17 protein-coding genes are annotated in these 17064 nt (G+C 72.4%); 7 read left to right on the top strand and 10 right to left on the bottom strand.

The features are described from left to right. Positions 1-77 precede the first annotated feature (77 nt). Positions 78-722: an HNH endonuclease family protein gene (locus M6G08_RS02815; protein ID WP_272585598.1), complete on the bottom strand. Its 645-nt coding sequence runs from the start codon at positions 720-722 to the stop codon at positions 78-80. Between the two features lie 434 nt (positions 723-1156). Here M6G08_RS02815 and M6G08_RS02810 point away from each other — a divergent pair, with 434 nt between their 5' ends. Continuing rightward, the gene (locus tag M6G08_RS02810) at positions 1157-1738 is read left to right on the top strand and encodes a TMEM165/GDT1 family protein (protein WP_073722673.1); all 582 of its coding nucleotides are present in this window, start codon (positions 1157-1159) and stop codon (positions 1736-1738) included. Between the two features lie 142 nt (positions 1739-1880). Further along, entirely contained in the window at positions 1881-2546 is a 666-nt protein-coding gene (locus tag M6G08_RS02805; protein WP_272585596.1) for an HAD-IA family hydrolase, read from the top strand. A gap of 676 nt (positions 2547-3222) precedes the next feature. On the opposite strand, the gene M6G08_RS02800 is transcribed toward M6G08_RS02805, so the two are convergent. Further along, positions 3223-4437, bottom strand: a complete 1215-nt coding sequence (locus M6G08_RS02800) for a peptidoglycan-binding domain-containing protein (RefSeq protein WP_272585595.1) — start codon at positions 4435-4437, stop codon at positions 3223-3225. Positions 4438-4562: 125 nt separating this feature from the next. Beyond that, complete coding sequence (locus tag M6G08_RS02795; RefSeq protein ID WP_272585594.1) at positions 4563-5060, bottom strand: GNAT family N-acetyltransferase; 498 nt, start codon at positions 5058-5060, stop codon at positions 4563-4565. Positions 5061-5221: 161 nt separating this feature from the next. Between M6G08_RS02795 and M6G08_RS02790 the strand changes: the two genes are divergently transcribed. Together M6G08_RS02790 and M6G08_RS02785 are read left to right on the top strand one after the other, a co-directional pair. Beyond that, entirely contained in the window at positions 5222-5893 is a 672-nt protein-coding gene (locus tag M6G08_RS02790; RefSeq protein ID WP_272585593.1) for a hypothetical protein, read from the top strand. Between the two features lie 5 nt (positions 5894-5898). After that, the gene (locus M6G08_RS02785) at positions 5899-6357 is read left to right on the top strand and encodes a hypothetical protein (RefSeq protein ID WP_272585592.1); all 459 of its coding nucleotides are present in this window, start codon (positions 5899-5901) and stop codon (positions 6355-6357) included. A 10-nt stretch (positions 6358-6367) separates the two neighbouring features. Here the strand turns inward: M6G08_RS02785 and M6G08_RS02780 are convergent, their stop codons facing one another. Continuing rightward, the gene (locus M6G08_RS02780; protein WP_272585591.1) at positions 6368-6775 is read right to left on the bottom strand and encodes a DnaJ family domain-containing protein; all 408 of its coding nucleotides are present in this window, start codon (positions 6773-6775) and stop codon (positions 6368-6370) included. 87 nt (positions 6776-6862) lie between these two features. On the opposite strand from M6G08_RS02780, the gene M6G08_RS02775 reads away from it, so the two are divergent. Continuing rightward, positions 6863-7255 carry an FHA domain-containing protein gene (locus M6G08_RS02775; protein ID WP_272585590.1) on the top strand — a complete coding sequence of 131 codons (393 nt, stop codon included), beginning with the start codon at positions 6863-6865 and terminating at the stop codon, positions 7253-7255. Between the two features lie 13 nt (positions 7256-7268). On the opposite strand, the gene M6G08_RS02770 is transcribed toward M6G08_RS02775, so the two are convergent. Together M6G08_RS02770 and proP are read right to left on the bottom strand one after the other, a co-directional pair. Then, the gene (locus tag M6G08_RS02770) at positions 7269-7940 is read right to left on the bottom strand and encodes an O-methyltransferase (RefSeq protein WP_272585589.1); all 672 of its coding nucleotides are present in this window, start codon (positions 7938-7940) and stop codon (positions 7269-7271) included. Positions 7941-8463: 523 nt separating this feature from the next. Further along, entirely contained in the window at positions 8464-9897 is a 1434-nt protein-coding gene (gene proP / locus M6G08_RS02765; protein WP_272585588.1) for a glycine betaine/L-proline transporter ProP, read from the bottom strand. A gap of 482 nt (positions 9898-10379) precedes the next feature. On the opposite strand from proP, the gene M6G08_RS02760 reads away from it, so the two are divergent. Next, positions 10380-12539, top strand: a complete 2160-nt coding sequence (locus tag M6G08_RS02760) for a bifunctional glycosyltransferase 87/phosphatase PAP2 family protein (RefSeq protein WP_272585587.1) — start codon at positions 10380-10382, stop codon at positions 12537-12539. Here M6G08_RS02760 and M6G08_RS02755 read toward each other — a convergent pair. From M6G08_RS02755 to M6G08_RS02745, 3 genes are all read right to left on the bottom strand, one after another. Continuing rightward, the gene (locus tag M6G08_RS02755; RefSeq protein ID WP_272585586.1) at positions 12493-14130 is read right to left on the bottom strand and encodes a DUF8823 domain-containing protein; all 1638 of its coding nucleotides are present in this window, start codon (positions 14128-14130) and stop codon (positions 12493-12495) included. The two genes, M6G08_RS02760 and M6G08_RS02755, sit on opposite strands and share 47 nt — an antisense overlap. A 95-nt stretch (positions 14131-14225) precedes the next feature. Then, entirely contained in the window at positions 14226-14507 is a 282-nt protein-coding gene (locus M6G08_RS02750; protein WP_272585585.1) for a DUF397 domain-containing protein, read from the bottom strand. Beyond that, the gene (locus tag M6G08_RS02745) at positions 14467-15315 is read right to left on the bottom strand and encodes a helix-turn-helix domain-containing protein (protein WP_272585584.1); all 849 of its coding nucleotides are present in this window, start codon (positions 15313-15315) and stop codon (positions 14467-14469) included. The genes M6G08_RS02750 and M6G08_RS02745 overlap by 41 nt, the downstream gene beginning before the upstream one ends. A gap of 93 nt (positions 15316-15408) precedes the next feature. Here M6G08_RS02745 and M6G08_RS02740 point away from each other — a divergent pair, with 93 nt between their 5' ends. Beyond that, positions 15409-15867 (top strand): ATP-binding protein, encoded by a 459-nt coding sequence (locus M6G08_RS02740; protein ID WP_272585583.1) that lies wholly within the window; start codon positions 15409-15411, stop codon positions 15865-15867. Here the strand turns inward: M6G08_RS02740 and M6G08_RS02735 are convergent, their stop codons facing one another. Then, positions 15868-17013, bottom strand: coding sequence for a hypothetical protein (locus M6G08_RS02735; protein ID WP_272585582.1), 1146 nt, complete (start codon positions 17011-17013; stop codon positions 15868-15870). Positions 17014-17064: the final 51 nt, after the last annotated feature.

Genomic DNA, 17064 nt, shown 5'->3' with positions numbered 1-17064 from the left:
GCGCCGGACACGCGTCGAACGCGCCGGACACGCGTCGAACGCGCCGGAGACGCGCCGGACACGCGGCGGACGGCGGTTCAGCAGTTGGCGAGGTGGTTCCGCAGCGCCGACTTCTCCGCGGAGTCGACCGAGAGGTCGTAGTAGTACTTCACCTGGACCCAGGCGCGGACGTACGTGCAGCGGTAGGCGCTGCGCGACGGCATCCAGGTGGCGGGGTCCTGGTCGCCCTTGGACTGGTTGACGTTGTCGGTGACCGCGAGGAGCTGGGGGCGGGTCAGGTCGTTGGCGAAGGACTGGCGCCGGGAGGTGCTCCAGGAGCCGGCGCCGGAGTCCCAGGCCTCGGCGAGCGGGACCAGGTGGTCGATGTCGACGTCGGATGCGGCGGACCAGGTGGCGCCGTCGTACGGGGAGTACCAGCTGCCGCGCGTGGGATAGCAGGAGGTGTCGGTGGTGACGCCCGAGCCGTCGCGCTTGAGGACGGTCTCGCGGGTGTTGCAGTTGCCGGACTGGGAGATCCAGTGCGGGAAGAGATCGCGGTCGTAGCCGGTGCGGCTCTCGGTCTCCACGGTGAGGGAGGCCAGGTAGGTGCGGGCGGTGGCGGCGCTGACCGGGGTGGGGAGGGCGGCGGAGGCGGCCGGGCCGTTGAGCAACCCGGCCGAGGCTATGAGCCCGGTGAACGCGGCGAGGAAACCGAGCCGTCGACGCGCGTAGAACTTCGGCATGCGAACTCCCTTTGCGGGTGGGGGTGTCGGGGTGCGAGCAGGGGAATGCTCGCGACGCCGCATGGCGCACAGGTGTGCGGCCGGTAAGAAGCTAGTGACGTGTGCATGGCACGTCTACGGGTGCGGCAGGACTCGTGACGGAGCGTCCCGGGACTTTCGCCCCTCGGGCCGGCCCGCGGGCGTCGCGTACTATGGACGGCGCAGAAGGGGAGTAGCTCTTCGCCGGACCGTCGACACACTGCTCAGCTCGCCTGAGCCGGCGCCCGGAGGCAGGTCTCGTGCGCGAGGCCGGCCAGCGAGACCTTCGGCAAGCAGTGCACGCCCGCGCCGTACGGCGGGGGCGATCCGTGTGCTGCCGTGCCGAGGTGTCCGCAGCGCAGGAGCGGCAAGGACCAGCACTCTCGGTGGGGCGGCCCCGACCGATAGAGGATCCCTTGATCAGCCTGACCGTGACGGCAGTCGTCTTCGGCGTCGTCTTCCTCGCCGAACTGCCCGACAAGACCGCGCTCGCCGGACTCGTCCTCGGCACCCGCTACCGGGCCTCGTACGTCTTCGCCGGCGTGGCCGCCGCCTTCCTCCTGCACGTCGTGCTCGCGGTCGCGGCCGGCAGCGTGCTGACCCTGCTGCCGCAGCAGATCGTGCACGCGATCACCGGTGTGCTCTTCCTGGGCGGCGCCGCCGTGCTGCTGATGAAGAAGGACGACGAGGACGAGGAGATCCGCAAGCCCGAGGACCAGTCCTTCTGGAAGGTCTCCGGCGCGGGCTTCATGCTCATCCTGGTCGCGGAGTTCGGCGACCTCACGCAGATCATGACCGCCAACCTCGCGGCCCGCTACGACGACCCGCTCTCCGTCGGCCTCGGCGCGGTGCTCGCGCTGTGGGCGGTGGCCGGGCTCGGCATCGTCGGCGGCAAGGCCCTGATGAAGCGGGTGCCGCTGGCGCTGATCACCAAGATCGCCGCGCTGCTCATGCTGGGCCTGGGTGTGTGGAGCCTGTGGGAGGCGGTCGCGGGCTGAACGGTTCGTGAACGTTCCGGCGGGGCGGTGGCGCGACCCCCGACCCGTTTTGTACCGTGGAGAAACAAAGTGGCTCCCGCCCGTTCTCCCTGACCGGCGGGCGGGGCCGCCTTGTTTCCTCCCCGCGCTTTGGAGTCTGCCGATGACGGCCACCGCCACCACCGTTCTCACCGCCCGTGCCCTGCTGCTGGACATGGACGGCACCCTCGTCAACTCGGACGCCGCCGTCGAGCGCGTCTGGCGGCGCTGGGCCGACCGGCAGGGGCTGGACGGCGACGAGGTCATGAAGGTCGTCCACGGCCGCCAGGGCTACGCCTCCATGGCGCTGCTGCTGCCGGACCGGCCCATGGAGCAGAACCACGCCGACAACGCGCGCATGCTCGCCGAGGAGACCGCCGACACCGAGGGCGTCGTCGCCATCCCGGGCGCGCCGGAGTTCCTGGCCTCGCTGCACGGCCTGCCGCACGCTCTGGTGACCTCGGCCGACGTGCCGCTTTCCACCGCGCGGATGGCCGCCGCCGGGCTCGCCCAGCCGGACGTCCGGGTCACCGCCGAGTCGGTCGGCGCCAGCAAGCCGGACCCCGAGGGCTTCCTCAAGGGCGCCGCCGAGCTGGGGGTCGAGCCCGCCGACTGCATCGCCTTCGAGGACTCCGGCGCCGGTATCGCCGCGGCCCGCGCCGCCGGGATGCGGGTCGTGGGCGTCGGCCCGCGCGCCGGTCTCCACGGGCCGGACGTGGTCGTGGAGGACCTGACGCGGGTACGGGTGCAGGCCGGCGCGGACGGCTCGCTGCGGCTGCACATCGGCTGACGGCCGGCTGCGGACCGGCTGGTCATCATCGACGGGTGGCCGCACAATCGGCGGCCGGCCACCCGTCCTTGCGCGGCCGACGGCCGATCACACGTCCGTGGCGGTCGGCGGCAGCCCCCGTCCGCGACTGCGCATCGGGGGATGGCCGCGCAGCCGGTGGCCGTCTGCCGCCCCACGACGGGTGAGTCGGCCGTCGTACGACGAGCGCCGGCTGTGGACGTCCCGTGCGGCGAGCACGGCCTCCCGTGCGGCGAGTACACGACGTCCGTACGGTGAGCACGACGTCCGTACGACGGGCACACGACGTCCGTACGGCGAGTAGCGGCGTCCCGTACGGCGAGCACGGCCTTCCGTGCGGCGAGTACACGACGTCCGTACGGTGAGCACGACGTCCGTACGACGGGCACACGACGTCCGTACGGCGAGCACGGCGGTCCCGTGCGGCGAGCACGGCCTTCCGTGCGGCGAGTACACGACGTCCGTACGGTGAGCTCGACGTCCGTACGACGGGCACACGACGTCCGTACGGCGAGTAACGGCGTCCCGTACGGCGAGCACGGCCTCCCGTGCGGCAAGCACGCGACGTCCGTACGGTGAGCCCGGCTACCGTACGGAGAGCACGGCGTCCCCGGGGCGGGCCGTCGGACCGCTCCCGCGGTGCCCGGCCGCACGCGGGCTACGGCTCGCGCGTCTCCGACTCCAGCATGCGCCGGGTGTCCTGCCCGTAGACGCCGAAGTCGTCGGAGCGGATGCCGCGGGCCCACTGGTATCGCCGGACCGCGTCCTCGACCTGGTGGTTGTAGTTGCCGTTGACGTCGCCGCCGTAGAGGTGCACCTGGGCCAGCCGCTGCTGCAGCTCGGCCACCTCGGAGCCCCGGTCGCCGCGGTGCAGCGTGGGGCCGCCGCCGTGGCCCTGGTCGCGGTCGTCGTCCTCGGACTCCTGGGCGGGCGCGTCGGGAGGGGCGGTCGTGGCGGACGGTGACGTCTCGGCCGACGGGGACGGCGACGGCGGGGCACTGGACGCCGACCGTGACGCGGACGGCGAGGGCGACGGACTGGTGCTCGTGGACGCCGACGCGGACGGGGACGGCGACCCGGAGGTCTCGGAGGCGGACGGCGAGCCCGACGCGGGAGCGGTGGACGCCGGACTGGCCGACGGCTCCGGCACGCTCGCCCTGACCTCCTCCGGCAGCGCGCCGTCCCGCGAGGGCGACTCGTAGGCGAACAGGCCGCTCGCGAACCCGGCGGCGCCCACCACGACCACGACCGCCCCCACGGCACTGAGCAGCACGCCCCGGCGCCGCCCGCGCCGCCCGCCGGTGCCGTCCGCGCCGGGCTCCACCGGCGTGCCGGGCGCGTTGGCCGAGTCGGCCGGCGTTTCGAACAGGCGCAGGTCGTGCGCGCGGGGCGCGCCGGCCGACGGTGCCAGCGGCGTGGGCAGTACCGAGGTCGCCTCCGTGGCCCCGGAGGTGGCTTCCGCGGCCGCGGCCGGCGGCTGCCCGGCACCGACGGCGCGCAGCGTCATGGTGGCGTCGGGGTCCGGCGCGGTCGGTGCGGCGGCCGAGGCGGGTGAAGTGGGTACGGACGGAGGCGTCGCGTCCTGCGGAACCGTGGCCTCCGGCACCCCGTCGGCAGAAGCCTCCCGCGGCGACGGGCCGGCCGTGCCGTCGAGCTCGACGTACGGACGTATCCGCAGCGGGTCGAAGTCCTCCGCCGCTGCCGCCTGTGCCGTACGCGCGTCGCGCAGGGCGTCGGCCGCTCGCGTTCCGCAGGCGCAGGCGGGCGTGTTGTCCGCTTCCCTGGGCGCGCCGCACTCCGGGCACGAGTGCCCAAAGGCGGTTCGCTCCCGCGACGCCTCTGCCTGCCGTTCCGGCTGTTCCCGCTGCTCCAACGCGCTCGTCCCTCCCCTCGCGACTCCCCTCGCGAACTCCAGAGATTATGCAGAGCCTCTCCGTACTTCCGCGCGCTCGCCCCCGGAATCCCGGCTTCCCCCGGTCCCGAACCGCCCGAATCCGGTCACAATCGCGGCAGCGGCTTGGCGAACCAGTGCTCGGCGTACGGGCCGTCGTTGTACGGCTCGGTCTCCGCGTAACCGAGGCGCGCGTACAAGGCACGGGCCTCGACGAGGTCACCGCGTGTGTCGAGCACCATCCGCGAGGCCCCGAGCGCCCGTGCCGCGTCCTCGGCGGCCCGTACGAGCAGCGCGGCGCCGCCCCGGCCGCGCATCCGCTCGTACAGGAACACCCGGGTCAGCTCGGCGGTGCGGGCGTCCAGCAGCCGCACGCCCGCCGTGCCCGCCGCCTCGCCGCCGTACCGCGCGACCAGCAGGCGGCCCCGGGGCGGGGCGAGGTCGGCGCCGGATTCGGCGGCGATCTCCCGTTCCAGTTCGCCGGGGTCGGTGGGCCGCCCCCGGTGCAACAGGTACCAGCGGTCGCTGACTTCGGTGTAGTACGCGCGCCACAGGGCGGCGGCCTCGGGGGAGTCGTACGGCTCCGGGGCGACGGTCCAGGTCATCCGGCCATTCTCGGAACGGGCGGGCCCACCGCGCGAGCGTATTTTCCCACGGATGCGCCGTCCCCGCTCCCCGTGCGCCGTTTGACCGGGGACCGAGGGGCAACCCGAAGGGCGAACCGGCCCACCAGGAGAGCCGGTGGGCCGACAACCGGAAGGCAGTCATGTCCACAGGCGTGATCATCGCGTTGATCGTGATCGTGGCGGCCGTGCTCGTCGTGGCGGCCGTCCTGGCCCTGCGCGCACGGGGCCCTCAGCACGGCGGAAGCCTGAAGCGGCGCTTCGGGCCCGAGTACGACCGGGCCGTGGCCCGGCACGACGGCGACACCAAGGCGGCCGAGCGGGAGCTGGCCGAGCGCGTGGAACGGCACGGGTCGCTGCGCGAACGGGAGCTGGAACCGGCCGAGCGCGAGCGCTTCGAGGCGCGCTGGACGGCGGCCCAGGAGCGCTTCGTCGACTCCCCGCGGGAGGCGGTCGGCGAGGTGGACCGGCTGCTAGCGGAGCTGGCGGGCGCCCGCGGCTTCCCGGACGGCGGACAGTACGAGGAGCAGTTGGCCGCGCTGTCCGTGCACCACGCCCACCACGTCGACGGCTACCGGCGCGTGCACCGCGTGACGCACGCGAGGACGGACGGCGCGCACGACGCCGGAGCGGGCACGGAGGAGATGCGCGAGTCCATGGTCGCGGCCCGCGCGCTCTTCGAGGACCTGGTACGCCCGGCGCGCCGCCACGACGGAGGCCGGCACCGGGCCGGCACGGACGGCCACGGAGCGGCGCCCGCCACTCGCGCGCACCACACCTGGTCGCTCGGCAAGAGCCGGCCGAAGGAGAGTTGAGGCACATGTCAGACGTGACCCGGCAGCCCGACGGCACACCCGTCGGGCCCCAGACGACCGAACCCGGCGCACGCGGTGCGGCCGCGGCTCCCGGACCGAGGACCGACGCCGAGACCCACCCCCGGCCCACCGACGGCACCGCCACCCCGGCCACCACCGCCCCCGCCGCGGCCCGGGGGGACGTGCTCCTCCCGCACGACGAGTGCGACAAGCTGGGGCAGCGGCTCCAGCACGCGGTGGCCGGCTTCGTCGACGCGCCGCGCGCCTCCGTGGAGGAGGCCGACCGCGTCCTGGAGGAGCTCACCGCGCGCTTCACGGACGCCGTGGCGCACCGTCGGCGCACCCTGCGCACGTCCTGGCACGACACCGACCCGGACGACCGCGCGACGAGCACCGACACCGAACAACTCCGCCTGGCCCTGCGGGACTACCGCGAGCTGGCGGACCGCCTGATGCGCCTGTGACCCACGGGCGTCACCGCTCCGCCCGGCGCTCCCGCCACTGCCGTACGACCTCTTCGACGTCGTAGGGCTTCAGACCCAGCGGGGGGCCGGGCGGCGGCTTGAACATCACCTCGCGGATCTTGACGTTGATCTCCTCGACGATGCGGCGCACCACCCGTTCCGACGGGGCGTCCGCCGCCGCCTGAAGGGCGTCCTCCGCCTCCTTTCGCAGGGCCAGGGTCGGCGGCAGTACGGAGAAGCCCTCGCGGGCCATCTTCCGCTTCACCCACCACAGTTCGTCGTAGGTGCTGTCCACCTCGCTCGGCAGGGGCTTGCCCGCACCGGGCAGTTCGGCGAACTCGCCGCGCGCGTCCGCATCACGGATCTGTTTGTCGACCCAGGACTCGAAGTCGACGCCGGGTGGCTTTCGCTCGGTCATGACCCCATTGTGCCGGACACCGCACCACCGGCCGACTTATCATGCGGCGGCGGTACGTCAACGAGGGACGTCACTGGAGGAGCGCACGTGCTCGAACTCACCATGGCCGCCGTCACCGCGGCGGACGCGGGTGCGACGGCCGGCATGCAGATGGCCGAGGCGCCCAGCGAGCCGGGAGCGGTGCTGCGGGTGGGCAGGGACAAGTCCGTGTGCCGACTGTCGACGCCGGACGACTGGCTGTTCGTCTCCCGGGTCCACCTGGAGTTCCGCTGCGGGCCCGACGGCACGTGGCAGCTGACGTGGCTGCGCGGCTCCCAGCCGGACCCCTCCTCGGAGGTCCGGCTCACCGCCGGCGGTCACGCCCGGTCCCTGTCCTACGGCGGGACGGTGCCGCTGCCCAGGGGCGGCAGCGGCGAGATCGTGGTCCAGGACCGCTCGCAGCCGCGCAGCGTCAACGTCGGCTTCTACCACGAGGCCTGAGGGCGCGCCGCCCTCACTCCAGCACGCGGGCCAGCGCGAAACCGTCGTAACCCTTGCTGCCGACCGTCTGGATCGCCGTACCGCTGAGCCGCGGGTGGCTGCCGATCATCTCGATCGCGGCGCGGGTGCCGCGCACGTCGTCGCCGGTGTCGTCGGCGTCGGCCACGCGGCCGCCGCGGACCACGTTGTCGACGACGATCAGGCTTCCGGTGCTGGTGAGCCTCAGGGCCCACTCCAGATAGCGCGGGTTGTTGCCCTTGTCGGCGTCGATGAAGACCAGGTCGAAGGGCGGCGGGTTGTCGTCGGCGAGCTTCGGCAGCGACTCCAGGGCCGGGCCGACGCGTACGTCGACGAGGGCGTCGAGGCCGGCGCGGGCGATGTTGCGGGTGGCGACCTCTGCGTGCCGGGCGCTGTACTCCAGCGTGACGAGACGGCCGTCGGCGGGCAGGGCACGGGCGAGCCAGATGGTGCTGTAGCCGCCGAGGGTGCCGATCTCCAGGATGGTGCGGGCGCCCTGGATCTGCGCGAGCAACTGGAGGAGCTTTCCCTGCCCGGCGGTGACGTTCACCGGCGGCAGCCCGGTGGCGTCGCTGTCCCGCAGGGCGGCGTCCAAGGCGTCGTCGGCGGGGGAGAGGTGGGCGGTGAAGTAGGCGTCGACGTCGTCCCAGAGCTGTGAGTCGCTCATGCGGGCCTCCCGTGTGCGTCGTTAGCTTTTCTAAGTAGGTGCGCTAACGAAGATAGCCCGGGGTGCGGTGAACGGGGGCGTGTTGTGGCCGGGCGGGGTGGTGCCGTGTCGCGTCGCCTGTTTCCGGGGAGCCCGGGGTGAGTGCGGGCGTCGGGGGTGGGTGCGCGGCCCGGCGCTGCGGGGTGCCGCTGCGCCCACCCGTGCCGCCCCCGGGGGTACCTCCCAGGCCGTTCAGGCACTGGGGGAGGCACGACTGCCCGCAGCTGGGCGGGACAGCGCGGCCCCACCCGCCCGCGCGCCCCGCGTGGTCGGTTGGCCGCGTACGGCGGGAAGGGGACGTGTCGGGGGGTGTCCGCCCGCAGCGGTTGGCGCGCGTCCGCGCCGTTCACCTCTGTGGCCGACCTATCTCGCGCCGTTCCGAGGACGGACACCCCCGGCACGGCCCCGACCCACGGACAACACACCGCACTACGCGCACCCCCACCGAACGGCCACAGGCCGCCGCAGGCACCCGTCACCCGTGTCAGCGTTCGCGTTCACGCTCGCGCGCGTCCACCGCCGGTGCCGAGCCCGGCAGTGGCCGGCCCGCCGACTCCGACATGAACCACACCGCCACGCCGCCGACGACGGCCGCGGCCATCATGTAGTACGCGGGCATCATCATGTTCCCCGTCGCCCCGATCAGCGCCGTCACCACCAGCGGCGTCGTCCCGCCGAACAGGGAGACGGACACGTTGAAACCGATCGACAGCGACCCGTAGCGCACCCGCGTCGGGAACAGCGCCGGCAGCGCGGACGGCATCGACGCGGTGAAGCAGACCAGCAGCAGCCCCAGCGCGGCCATGCCCAGGCCCACCGCCCACAGGCTGCCGTCGCGGATCAGCAGCAGGGCCGGGATCGACAGCAGCAGGAAGCCCGCGCAACCCGCCGCGATCACCGGACGCCGCCCGACCCGGTCGGTCAGCGCGCCCGCGAACGGCTGGACGACCATCATCAGCGCCATCACGGCCAGCACCACGAGCAGCCCGTGCGTCTCGTCGTACTCCAGCTCGCTCGTCAGGTAGCTCGGCATGTAGGACAGCAGCATGTAGTCCGTGACGTTGAAGACCAGCACCAGGCCGACGCAGAGCAGCAGCGCCTTCCACTGCCCGGTGACCATCTCCCGCAGCGGCACCTTGACCCGTTCCGCCTCCGCCTTCTCGACCTCGGCGGCGAACGCCGGCGTCTCCTCCAGCCGCATCCGCAGGTACAGCCCGATGATGCCCATCGGTCCGGCGATCAGGAACGGGATCCGCCAGCCCCAGGACGTCAGGTCGCCGTCCGACAGCAGCGCCGTCATCAGCGTCACGAGCCCCGCGCCGCCGATGTACCCGGTCAGGGTGCCGAACTCCAGCCAGCTCCCCAGGAACCCGCGCCGCTTGTCCGGCGCGTACTCGGCGATGAAGGTGGACGCGCCCGCGTACTCACCTCCGGTGGAGAACCCCTGCACCAGCCGTGCGACCAGCAGCAGCACCGGCGCCCACACGCCGATCGACGCGTAGGAGGGGATCAGCCCGATGGCGAACGTACCCGCCGCCATCATGATCATCGTCAGGGCGAGGACCTTCTGCCGTCCGACCCGGTCGCCGAGCGGCCCGAAGACCATGCCGCCCAGCGGCCGGACCAGGAACGCCGCCGCGAAGGCGCCGAAGGTGGAGAGCAGCTGGGCGGTCGGGTTGCCCGACGGGAAGAAGACCTTGCCCAGCGTCACGGCGATGTAGCTGTAGACGCCGAAGTCGAACCACTCCATGGCGTTGCCGAGCGCCGCCGCCTTGACGGCGCGCCTGACGAGCGCGGGATCGGTGGCGGTGGGGGTGCCGGAGGTACCGGAGGCACCCGAGGGGGACGCAGGGGCACCCGAGGGGGACGGTGCGGGGGTCGTGCGGGACGGATCAGCGACGACGGGGGCGGCCGACAAAACTCCGCTCGCCTACCTTTCGACGGGAACAGGGACGCCCCGACCCGCACGGCGGCGCTGTCGCCGGGCCGGAAAGAACCCGCGGCCACTCGGCCACGGGCAGAAAAGCGACCATAGGCGCTAATGCGCCGCTTACGCCCGGTATGCTTTTCGTTGCACACTGCACCGAAAGGGCGTACACGCAGGGACATCCGTGCGCCACGGAGTGCTCCTCACCCCCGTGACCTGTGATCCTTCTCGCTCCCAGGAGAGGCAACCGGCCCGCTCCGGCACTATCGTCGTCCGAACGTGGCCCGAACAAACGGCCGGAAGGCGGCCGAAACCCGGGCAGGAGAAAAAACAGGGCGAAAAGCGGGCGGCGGTCAGGTTGAGCGGGGGTTGCCTGCGTCTCCCCCCGGGGGTGGTGCGAGCCTCATAGGGTTCGCAAGGACGGACACATCGCGCACGGGCGCGGTACGAACGGGGCGGGAGGCCGACGCGGCGTGGCGAATGTGGAGCACAGTGGGCGACCGGCGGAGGCTTTCGGAGCCCCGGCCGTCGATGCGACCAGGGCGCGTCTGCGCGTAGCCCGCCTCGGCCTGTGGCTGGTCGCCGCCATCCTCGCCGTCCGGCAACTCGCCGCGGTCCTCAGCACCCCGAGCGGAGAACGGCTCACGGACCTGGAGACCTGGGTCGGTGAGCACGGCGTCCTGCACGTGGAGGGCTCGCTGTACGAGTCCACGCAGTTCACCGGCACTCCTTTCGTCGGCCTGGTCCTCAAACCCTTCACCCGCGCCGCGGAGCAGGCCCTCGGCTGGGGCTGGACCTTCGGGTCGCTGCTGCTCGTCGTCGCCCTCGGCCTGGTCGCCGCCCGCGCCCTGCCCCAGCCGGTGGGCCGCCGTGCGGCACTGCTGGCGGCGCCCGTCGCGATCAGCCTGCTGATGCTGTCCCTGCCGGTGCGCAACGCCCTGTGGCTCGGCCAGACCAGCATCCTCCCGGTCCTCCTCGTGCTACTGGGCTGCTTCGCCGTACGCGGCGCACACGCCGACCGGATCGGCGGCGTACTGATCGGCGTCGCCGCCGCCTTCCAGCCGACCGTGCTCCTCTTCGTGCCGCTCCTCTGGTTCACCGACCGCAGACGCGCCGCCGTCTCCACGGGCGTCACGTTCCTCGCCTGCACCGCCGTCGCCTGGGCGGCGATGGCGCAGGACTCGTACACCTACTGGGTCCATCACATGGCCGGCGTGGGCCTGGGCGGCGAGGCCGACGACCTCGCCAACCAGTCACTGCACGGCGCCCTGCTGCGCCTCGGCCTCAACGGCCCCCTGGAGATCGCCCTCTTCCTCCTCCTCGGCGCGGCCGTCGCCGTCCTCGCCCTGCGCCGCGCCGTGCGCTACGCCCGCGACGGCCAGCTGCTGCTCGCCGTCGCCATCACCGGCTGCGCGGCCGTCGTCGTCTCCCCGGCCACCTGGCAGCACCAGCTGCTGTGGGTGCTGCCCGCGCTCGTCGGCCGGGTCGGCAAACGCGCCTCGGACCGGCTGGTGTGGCCGGTCGCCGTCGTCCTGGTGATGACGCTGCCCGCGAAGATGATGCTGCCGAACATGGCGGCCCTGTACCCGCTGCGCGACAACGTCGTCCTCCTCGCCGCCCTGGCCGCCGCCGTCGCCGTTCCCTTCCTGTCGCGCACCTCGCCGTACTTCGACAACCCGGTCCCGACGAGCTACGCACCGCCCGTCCCGGCCCGCTTCAAGCGCGTCCCCCTGCTCCCCTTCCTGCGCAGGGTCCTCACCCGCCCCAATCTCCTCCTGGAGCTGCTCCTCATCCGGGTCACCTACGCCGCCTACTCCCAGGTCCGCCTCGCGGCGACCGGCGGCAGCAACTCGGCGGGTCGGGCCCGAGCGGAGGAGCACGGGTGGCAGATCCTCGACATCGAGCGCTTCCTGCACCTGGACATCGAGCACGCCGTCAACCACGCGGTGGTGAAGATCGGCTGGCTGCGGGACTTCTTCGACTTCTACTACACGTCGTTCCACTTCGTCGTGCCGCTGGCCGTCCTCGGCGTGCTGTACTGGCGCCGCCCGGTCGACTACCGCTGGGCCCGCGCGTCCCTCGGCTTCACCACGCTGCTGGCCCTGGTCGGCTTCTGGCTGTACCCGCTGGCGCCGCCGCGCCTGATGCCGGGGCTCGGGATCATCGACACGGTGCACGGCGTGCAGGACTTCTCCAAGCCGGACTACGGCACGCTGACCCACCTCACCAACCAGTACGCGGCGATGCCGTCGCTGCACTTCGGCTGGTCGCTGTGGTGCGGGGTGGCGATCGCGGTCATCGCCCCGAAGCTGTGGATGAAGGCCCTCGGCCTCCTCCACCCCCTCTTCACCGTCGCCGCGATCGTGGCCACCGGCAACCACTGGGTGCTGGACGCGGTGGGCGGCGCGGCGGTCGTCGCGGCGGGCTTCGGACTGGCGTACCTGTTCCAGGGGCCCAGGGCGCGGGTGACGGCGGCGCCCGAGGCACCATCGGTGGCGGAGGCGTCCCCGGCGGCCGGGGCGTCCTCGGCGGCCGGGACCGAGAAGACCGCCACCGTCCCGCCGCCGACCCGGGAAGCCGAAGGCGTCAGCAGCGATCCGCCGGCCCCGGCGAAGGACCGTACCGGGAGCTGATCCGGTACTCGCCGGGTGCCTCGACGGTCAGGCGGGTGAACTCGCCGTCCCGGGTGAGGCACCCGCCGTCCGCCCGCAGCCACGGCGACCAGGCGACCCGCACGGTCACCGGGCCGGGCCGGCCCACGCGCAGCACCAGCTCGGCGCCGGTGGCGGCCACGACGCTGCCGGGCTCGGAGACGAGCGGTACGGCGTCCCGCACCCGGAACACCCTCCAGTGTTCGTCCTGCCAGACGGGCTCCAGCCAGTCGGGCCGCCGATCCGGGTCCCCCACGAGCGCGGCCTCGGCCTTGGCGGGCCCGTCCGGCTTGGCCAGCGGCAGTACGACGAAGCCGACCGCCCAGCGGTCCAGCCAGTCCCGGTAGGCGGCCGCGGAGAAGGTGCCGTCGTAGAAGAGACGGGCGCGTTCCACGTCGAGCTGCCGGTTCCAGCCACGGGCCAGGTTGACGTGCGGGGCGAGCGAGGCGGCCTCGCGGTGGTCGCGGGCGGGCACCACCTCCACCCGCGCGCGGTCGGCGCCGAGGCCGTCCAGCGCCCGCACGACACCGTCCGTCTTCGTGGCCCAGACGGGCACCGCGGTGTACTCCGTCAGGTCGTCGGCGGTCTTCTTCCCCATCCACCCCACGGAGAAGACGAGGGCGACGACCAGCAGCCCGCGCGCGAGCCGCCGCGTCCGGTCCGCGCCGAGCAGGGCCGCGAGCAGCACGGGCGGTGCGAAGTACTCCGCGAACCGCTCGACGTTCGTGCCGACGGCGGAGGGTATGAGGTACGTCAGCACGGTCCCGACCGCGTACACGACTCCGCTCCACCGGGCGACCCGCCAGTCGCGCGGGACCAGCGCCGTGACGGCGAGGCCGAGCACGACCGGCGGCCATATTCGGGCCGCCGGCATCGGCTGCTCCCCGCTGAAGGGGAAGAACAGCGTGGTCAGCCCGACCACCGCGGCGGGCGGCACGAGGAGCACGAGGGCCCGCCCCCGGTCCCGTACCAGCAGGAACCCGGCGCCCACGACGGCCAGGAACAGCCCGGCCACCGGCGACGCCATGGTGGCCAGCGCCGCGTACCCGGCGGCGACCGCCAGCCGCCGCTCCCGCACCAGGTGCAGGCACGCGGCCAGCCCGAAGGCGAGGCCGAGCGCGAAGGTCGTACGGCCGGAGGCGACGTTGCACCACAGGGCGAGGGAGGTGAGCAGGGCGACCCACAGCGGCCTGCGCACGCCGGTCCGCGTGATCAGCACCGCCGCCAGCCAGGAGGCGGCCAGCCCCGACAGGGCGGTGACCGTGCGCACGCCGAGCGCGGCCATCAGGTACGGCGAGATGACGCTGTAGTTGGCGGTGTGCACGCCGCCGTACCAGAAGAACCCGTACGCCGAGGCGCCGTGCCGCGAGACGAAGTCGGACCACGCCACCTGCGCCGCCAGGTCGCCCCCGCCGGTGGCGAGAAACACCCACCACACCGCGTACAGCGGGATGGTGGGCAGGGTGGCGAGCAGGGCCACGCGATGCCGGCGCCCGAAGGCACGCAGGGCATCGCCGGGGCGTCTCTCCCGGCGCCGTTCGGGTCGGGAGAGGGGGAGTATGGCAGGGACCACGGTCGCGGTTTCCGTTCGGCGTCGTCGGGGTGCACGGCTGGGGCACGTGCGAAGACGATAATTCGAACAGAAACGTTGATCCGTTCCCGGCCCGGTCAGTGGGCGGCGGTGGCGGCCCAGTCGACGAAGGCGGCGAACGCGGCGGGGGCCAGGGGGATGATCGGCCCCGCCGGGTTCTTGGAGTCGCGGACGGCGACGGCGGGGTGGCGGGGGAGATCGGCGACTTCGAGGCACTCGCCGCCCTGGTCGCTGCTGTAGCTGGACTTACGCCACGCCAGCCTGCGGAGCGGCGAGCACTCGAGGCAGTCGCCGCCCTGGTCGCCGCTGTAGCTGGACTTACGCCACTGGATCCTCGTCGGCAGAGCCTTGTTCCCCATAGCGTTCCTCCATCAACCGGCGGATCAGCCCCGCCGAGTCCCTGAGGGGGAGCGCGGCGGCCCGGAGATGATCGTAACGGAGTGAACAGTCCTTGACGGTGTCCGGGTTGGCGGTCGGATGACCGGTGCCGTACCCCTCCGTGTAGACAATGGCGGGGTCCCTCGCGAAGCGATAGAGGTTGAATGAGCCTTGCAGCCCCGCGTGTGCACCCGCCGAGTACGGCAGCACTTGGACGTTGATCCGGGGATTGCTCTCGAACGACAACAGGTGGGCCAGTTGGCCGCGCATCGTCTCCCGGTCGCCGATCTCCTGACGCAGTGCAGCCTCGCTGAGGATCGCCCAGAAGACCGGAGGCTCCTCCTTGTCGAAGATGCGCTGGCGGGCGAGCCGCACGGCGGTGCGGTCGTCGAGGTCGGTGGGATCGAGCGTGCCGAGTACGGCCCGTACGTACGCGTCGGTCTGGAGCAGGCCGTGGATCATGTGCGTCTGGAAGGTGCAGATCTCGACCGCGCGCACCTCCAACTCCGCCACCTGTTGGAACCAGGCCGGAAGCTGGCTGCGCATCACCAGGTCGACCAGCCGCGAAAGGAACCCGCCCGTCCCCAGCGCCGCGTCCACCCGCTCGCTGAACTCCGGCGTCGGCAGTTTCCGCGCCGTCTCGATCTGGCCGACCAGCGACCCGGTGTAGTTGACGATGTCGCCCAGCTGCCGTTGGGTCAGCCCGGCGGCCTCCCGATGGCGGCGCAGCTCGAAGCCGTAGTAGTCGAGCGGCGAGGCACCCGGGTCCAGGACGTTGATGTGGGTCACGCACAGCCCCCTTCGTGCACAACTCGGTCCACTGGGGTACCGGTTGTATCCGTTCCGTAGCCCACGGTAGTCGTGCGACGTCAGGCTCGTGCCGTGAACGATTACTTTCCCTCGGTCCTCGTGGGCCACCGCCCGGCGGACCAGTACCGGATGAGCTTCACGGCCGGCGCGCACTCGGCGCGGCACGTCCGCCGCATCGTGCGTTCGTACCTGCGCGAGTGGGACCTCTTCGGGCTGGCCGACGCGGTGGAACTCGGCGTGACCGAGCTGCTGGCCAACGTCGTACGCCATGTCCCGGACCGCCGCTGCACGCTGCTGTTGCTGCGGCGGGCGGACGGGGGCGGGGTCCGGGTGGAGGTGGCGGACGGGAGTCCCCGGCAGCCCGTACCGGTCGCGCGGGTGAGTGACGACGCGGAGTGCGGCCGGGGCCTGGTGCTGCTGGACGCGGTGGTGGACAAGTGGGGTGTGGGGCCCGGCTTCGGGGACGGCAAGACCGTGTGGTTCGAGTGCGGTGGGGCGTCCCCCGCCCCGGAAGCGGGGGACGCCCGGTGATCACACCGCCGCGGTGTGCCCGGTGATCGGGCAGGCGCCGGCCGACGTCGTGGCTGCCGCCGTACCGAAGGCGGCGGTCTTGGCGGTGGGCGCCGTGCCGCCGATCTGCTGGAGGATCTCGTCGGAGAGCAGGTCCTCCTTGCCCTTGAGTGCGTCGGCGACCTTGAGGTCGGTGTTGAAGACCATCTCGGCGGCGACGTTGTCCTGGACGATGCGGGCCAGGTTGTCGAGGGCGACGAAAATCGGGTCCGAGGGGGTCTCCACGGTCGGCAGGTCGATGAGGTGGGTGTCCACCTTCGCCTGGTTCATGGTGCGGCGGATGATGATGGACGCCTGGTTCAGCTCGGCCGTGGTCCAGATCGACAGGACCGTGACGTAGAGGTCGCTCCACGCCTTCTCGCCGATCAGCGTGCGCCACCGCTTCATGAGCCCTTCGATGCCGGTGATCTGCGCGGTGGCGGCGAAGGTCATGTTGACGCGGATGGACGGGTAGACCGCGGCGGCGAACCGGTTGAACGACACCATGTCGAACGACTCGGCCTTGACGGACGCGTCGATGAACTTGACGGCCTCACTGAGGATCTTGTCGCAGGAGTTCTCCAGGTCCAGGGGGAGGTTCGCGGTGCCGAGCTTGGTGTGTGCCGTCTGCAGCGTGGACTTGAAGGCGTTCAGCGGGGTGATCCAGCCCTTGTCGCCCGGCGCCTTGGTGACGACCATGTCGAGGTCGTGCGGGTCGATGCGGTCCGCGTTGGGGATGTTGGGGACCTGGTCGCTGAGGTACGAGGCGAGCACCGAGAAGACGCCCAGCGGAACGTGGGCGATCGACTTGGCCAGTTCGAAGTACTCCGGAACCGGGTCGACCGTCTCGATCTGTGTGCCGTTGTTGATGAGGGTGAAGCGTCCGCCGACCGCGTTGTTGGAAACGACGATGACGGGACTGAGCTGCGTCGTCAGTTCGCTCTTGAGGGTCGCGTAGTTGGCGCGCATCCTCGCGTTGACGGCGCGTATCGCGTCGCGTGCCGCCTTCTCGTCGGTCGCGGTGACTCCCGCGGTGGCCGCCGAGGCGGTGGAGGCCGATTGGCCGGTGAACAGCGTTGCCGCCCCGACGGCCGACGCGGTACCCAGAAATCCTCTACGTGTTGCCATGCCCCGTCTTTCTGCTTGCTTCGTGAGTGAAAGTGCCGTTTGGCGATGTGG

Origin of the sequence: Streptomyces sp. M92 (assembly GCF_028473745.1) — a bacterium.
Taxonomy (GTDB): domain Bacteria; phylum Actinomycetota; class Actinomycetes; order Streptomycetales; family Streptomycetaceae; genus Streptomyces.
Note: the sequence above shows the minus strand (reverse complement) of the source record. Positions and strands in the feature narration are given on the sequence as shown.

Bases quoted from the DNA above. Each gene is read 5' to 3' on its own strand.
- M6G08_RS02750 (WP_272585585.1), bottom strand. From the start codon at position 14,507: ATGGGGAACAAGGCTCTGCCGACGAGGATCCAGTGGCGTAAGTCCAGC.
- M6G08_RS02770 (WP_272585589.1), bottom strand. From the start codon at position 7,940: ATGAGCGACTCACAGCTCTGGGACGACGTCGACGCCTACTTCACCGCC.
- M6G08_RS02795 (WP_272585594.1), bottom strand. From the start codon at position 5,060: ATGACCTGGACCGTCGCCCCGGAGCCGTACGACTCCCCCGAGGCCGCC.
- M6G08_RS02780 (WP_272585591.1), bottom strand. From the start codon at position 6,775: ATGACCGAGCGAAAGCCACCCGGCGTCGACTTCGAGTCCTGGGTCGAC.
- M6G08_RS02785 (WP_272585592.1), top strand. From the start codon at position 5,899: ATGTCAGACGTGACCCGGCAGCCCGACGGCACACCCGTCGGGCCCCAG.
- M6G08_RS02790 (WP_272585593.1), top strand. From the start codon at position 5,222: ATGTCCACAGGCGTGATCATCGCGTTGATCGTGATCGTGGCGGCCGTG.
- M6G08_RS02735 (WP_272585582.1), bottom strand. From the start codon at position 17,013: ATGGCAACACGTAGAGGATTTCTGGGTACCGCGTCGGCCGTCGGGGCG.
- M6G08_RS02815 (WP_272585598.1), bottom strand. From the start codon at position 722: ATGCCGAAGTTCTACGCGCGTCGACGGCTCGGTTTCCTCGCCGCGTTC.
- M6G08_RS02805 (WP_272585596.1), top strand. From the start codon at position 1,881: ATGACGGCCACCGCCACCACCGTTCTCACCGCCCGTGCCCTGCTGCTG.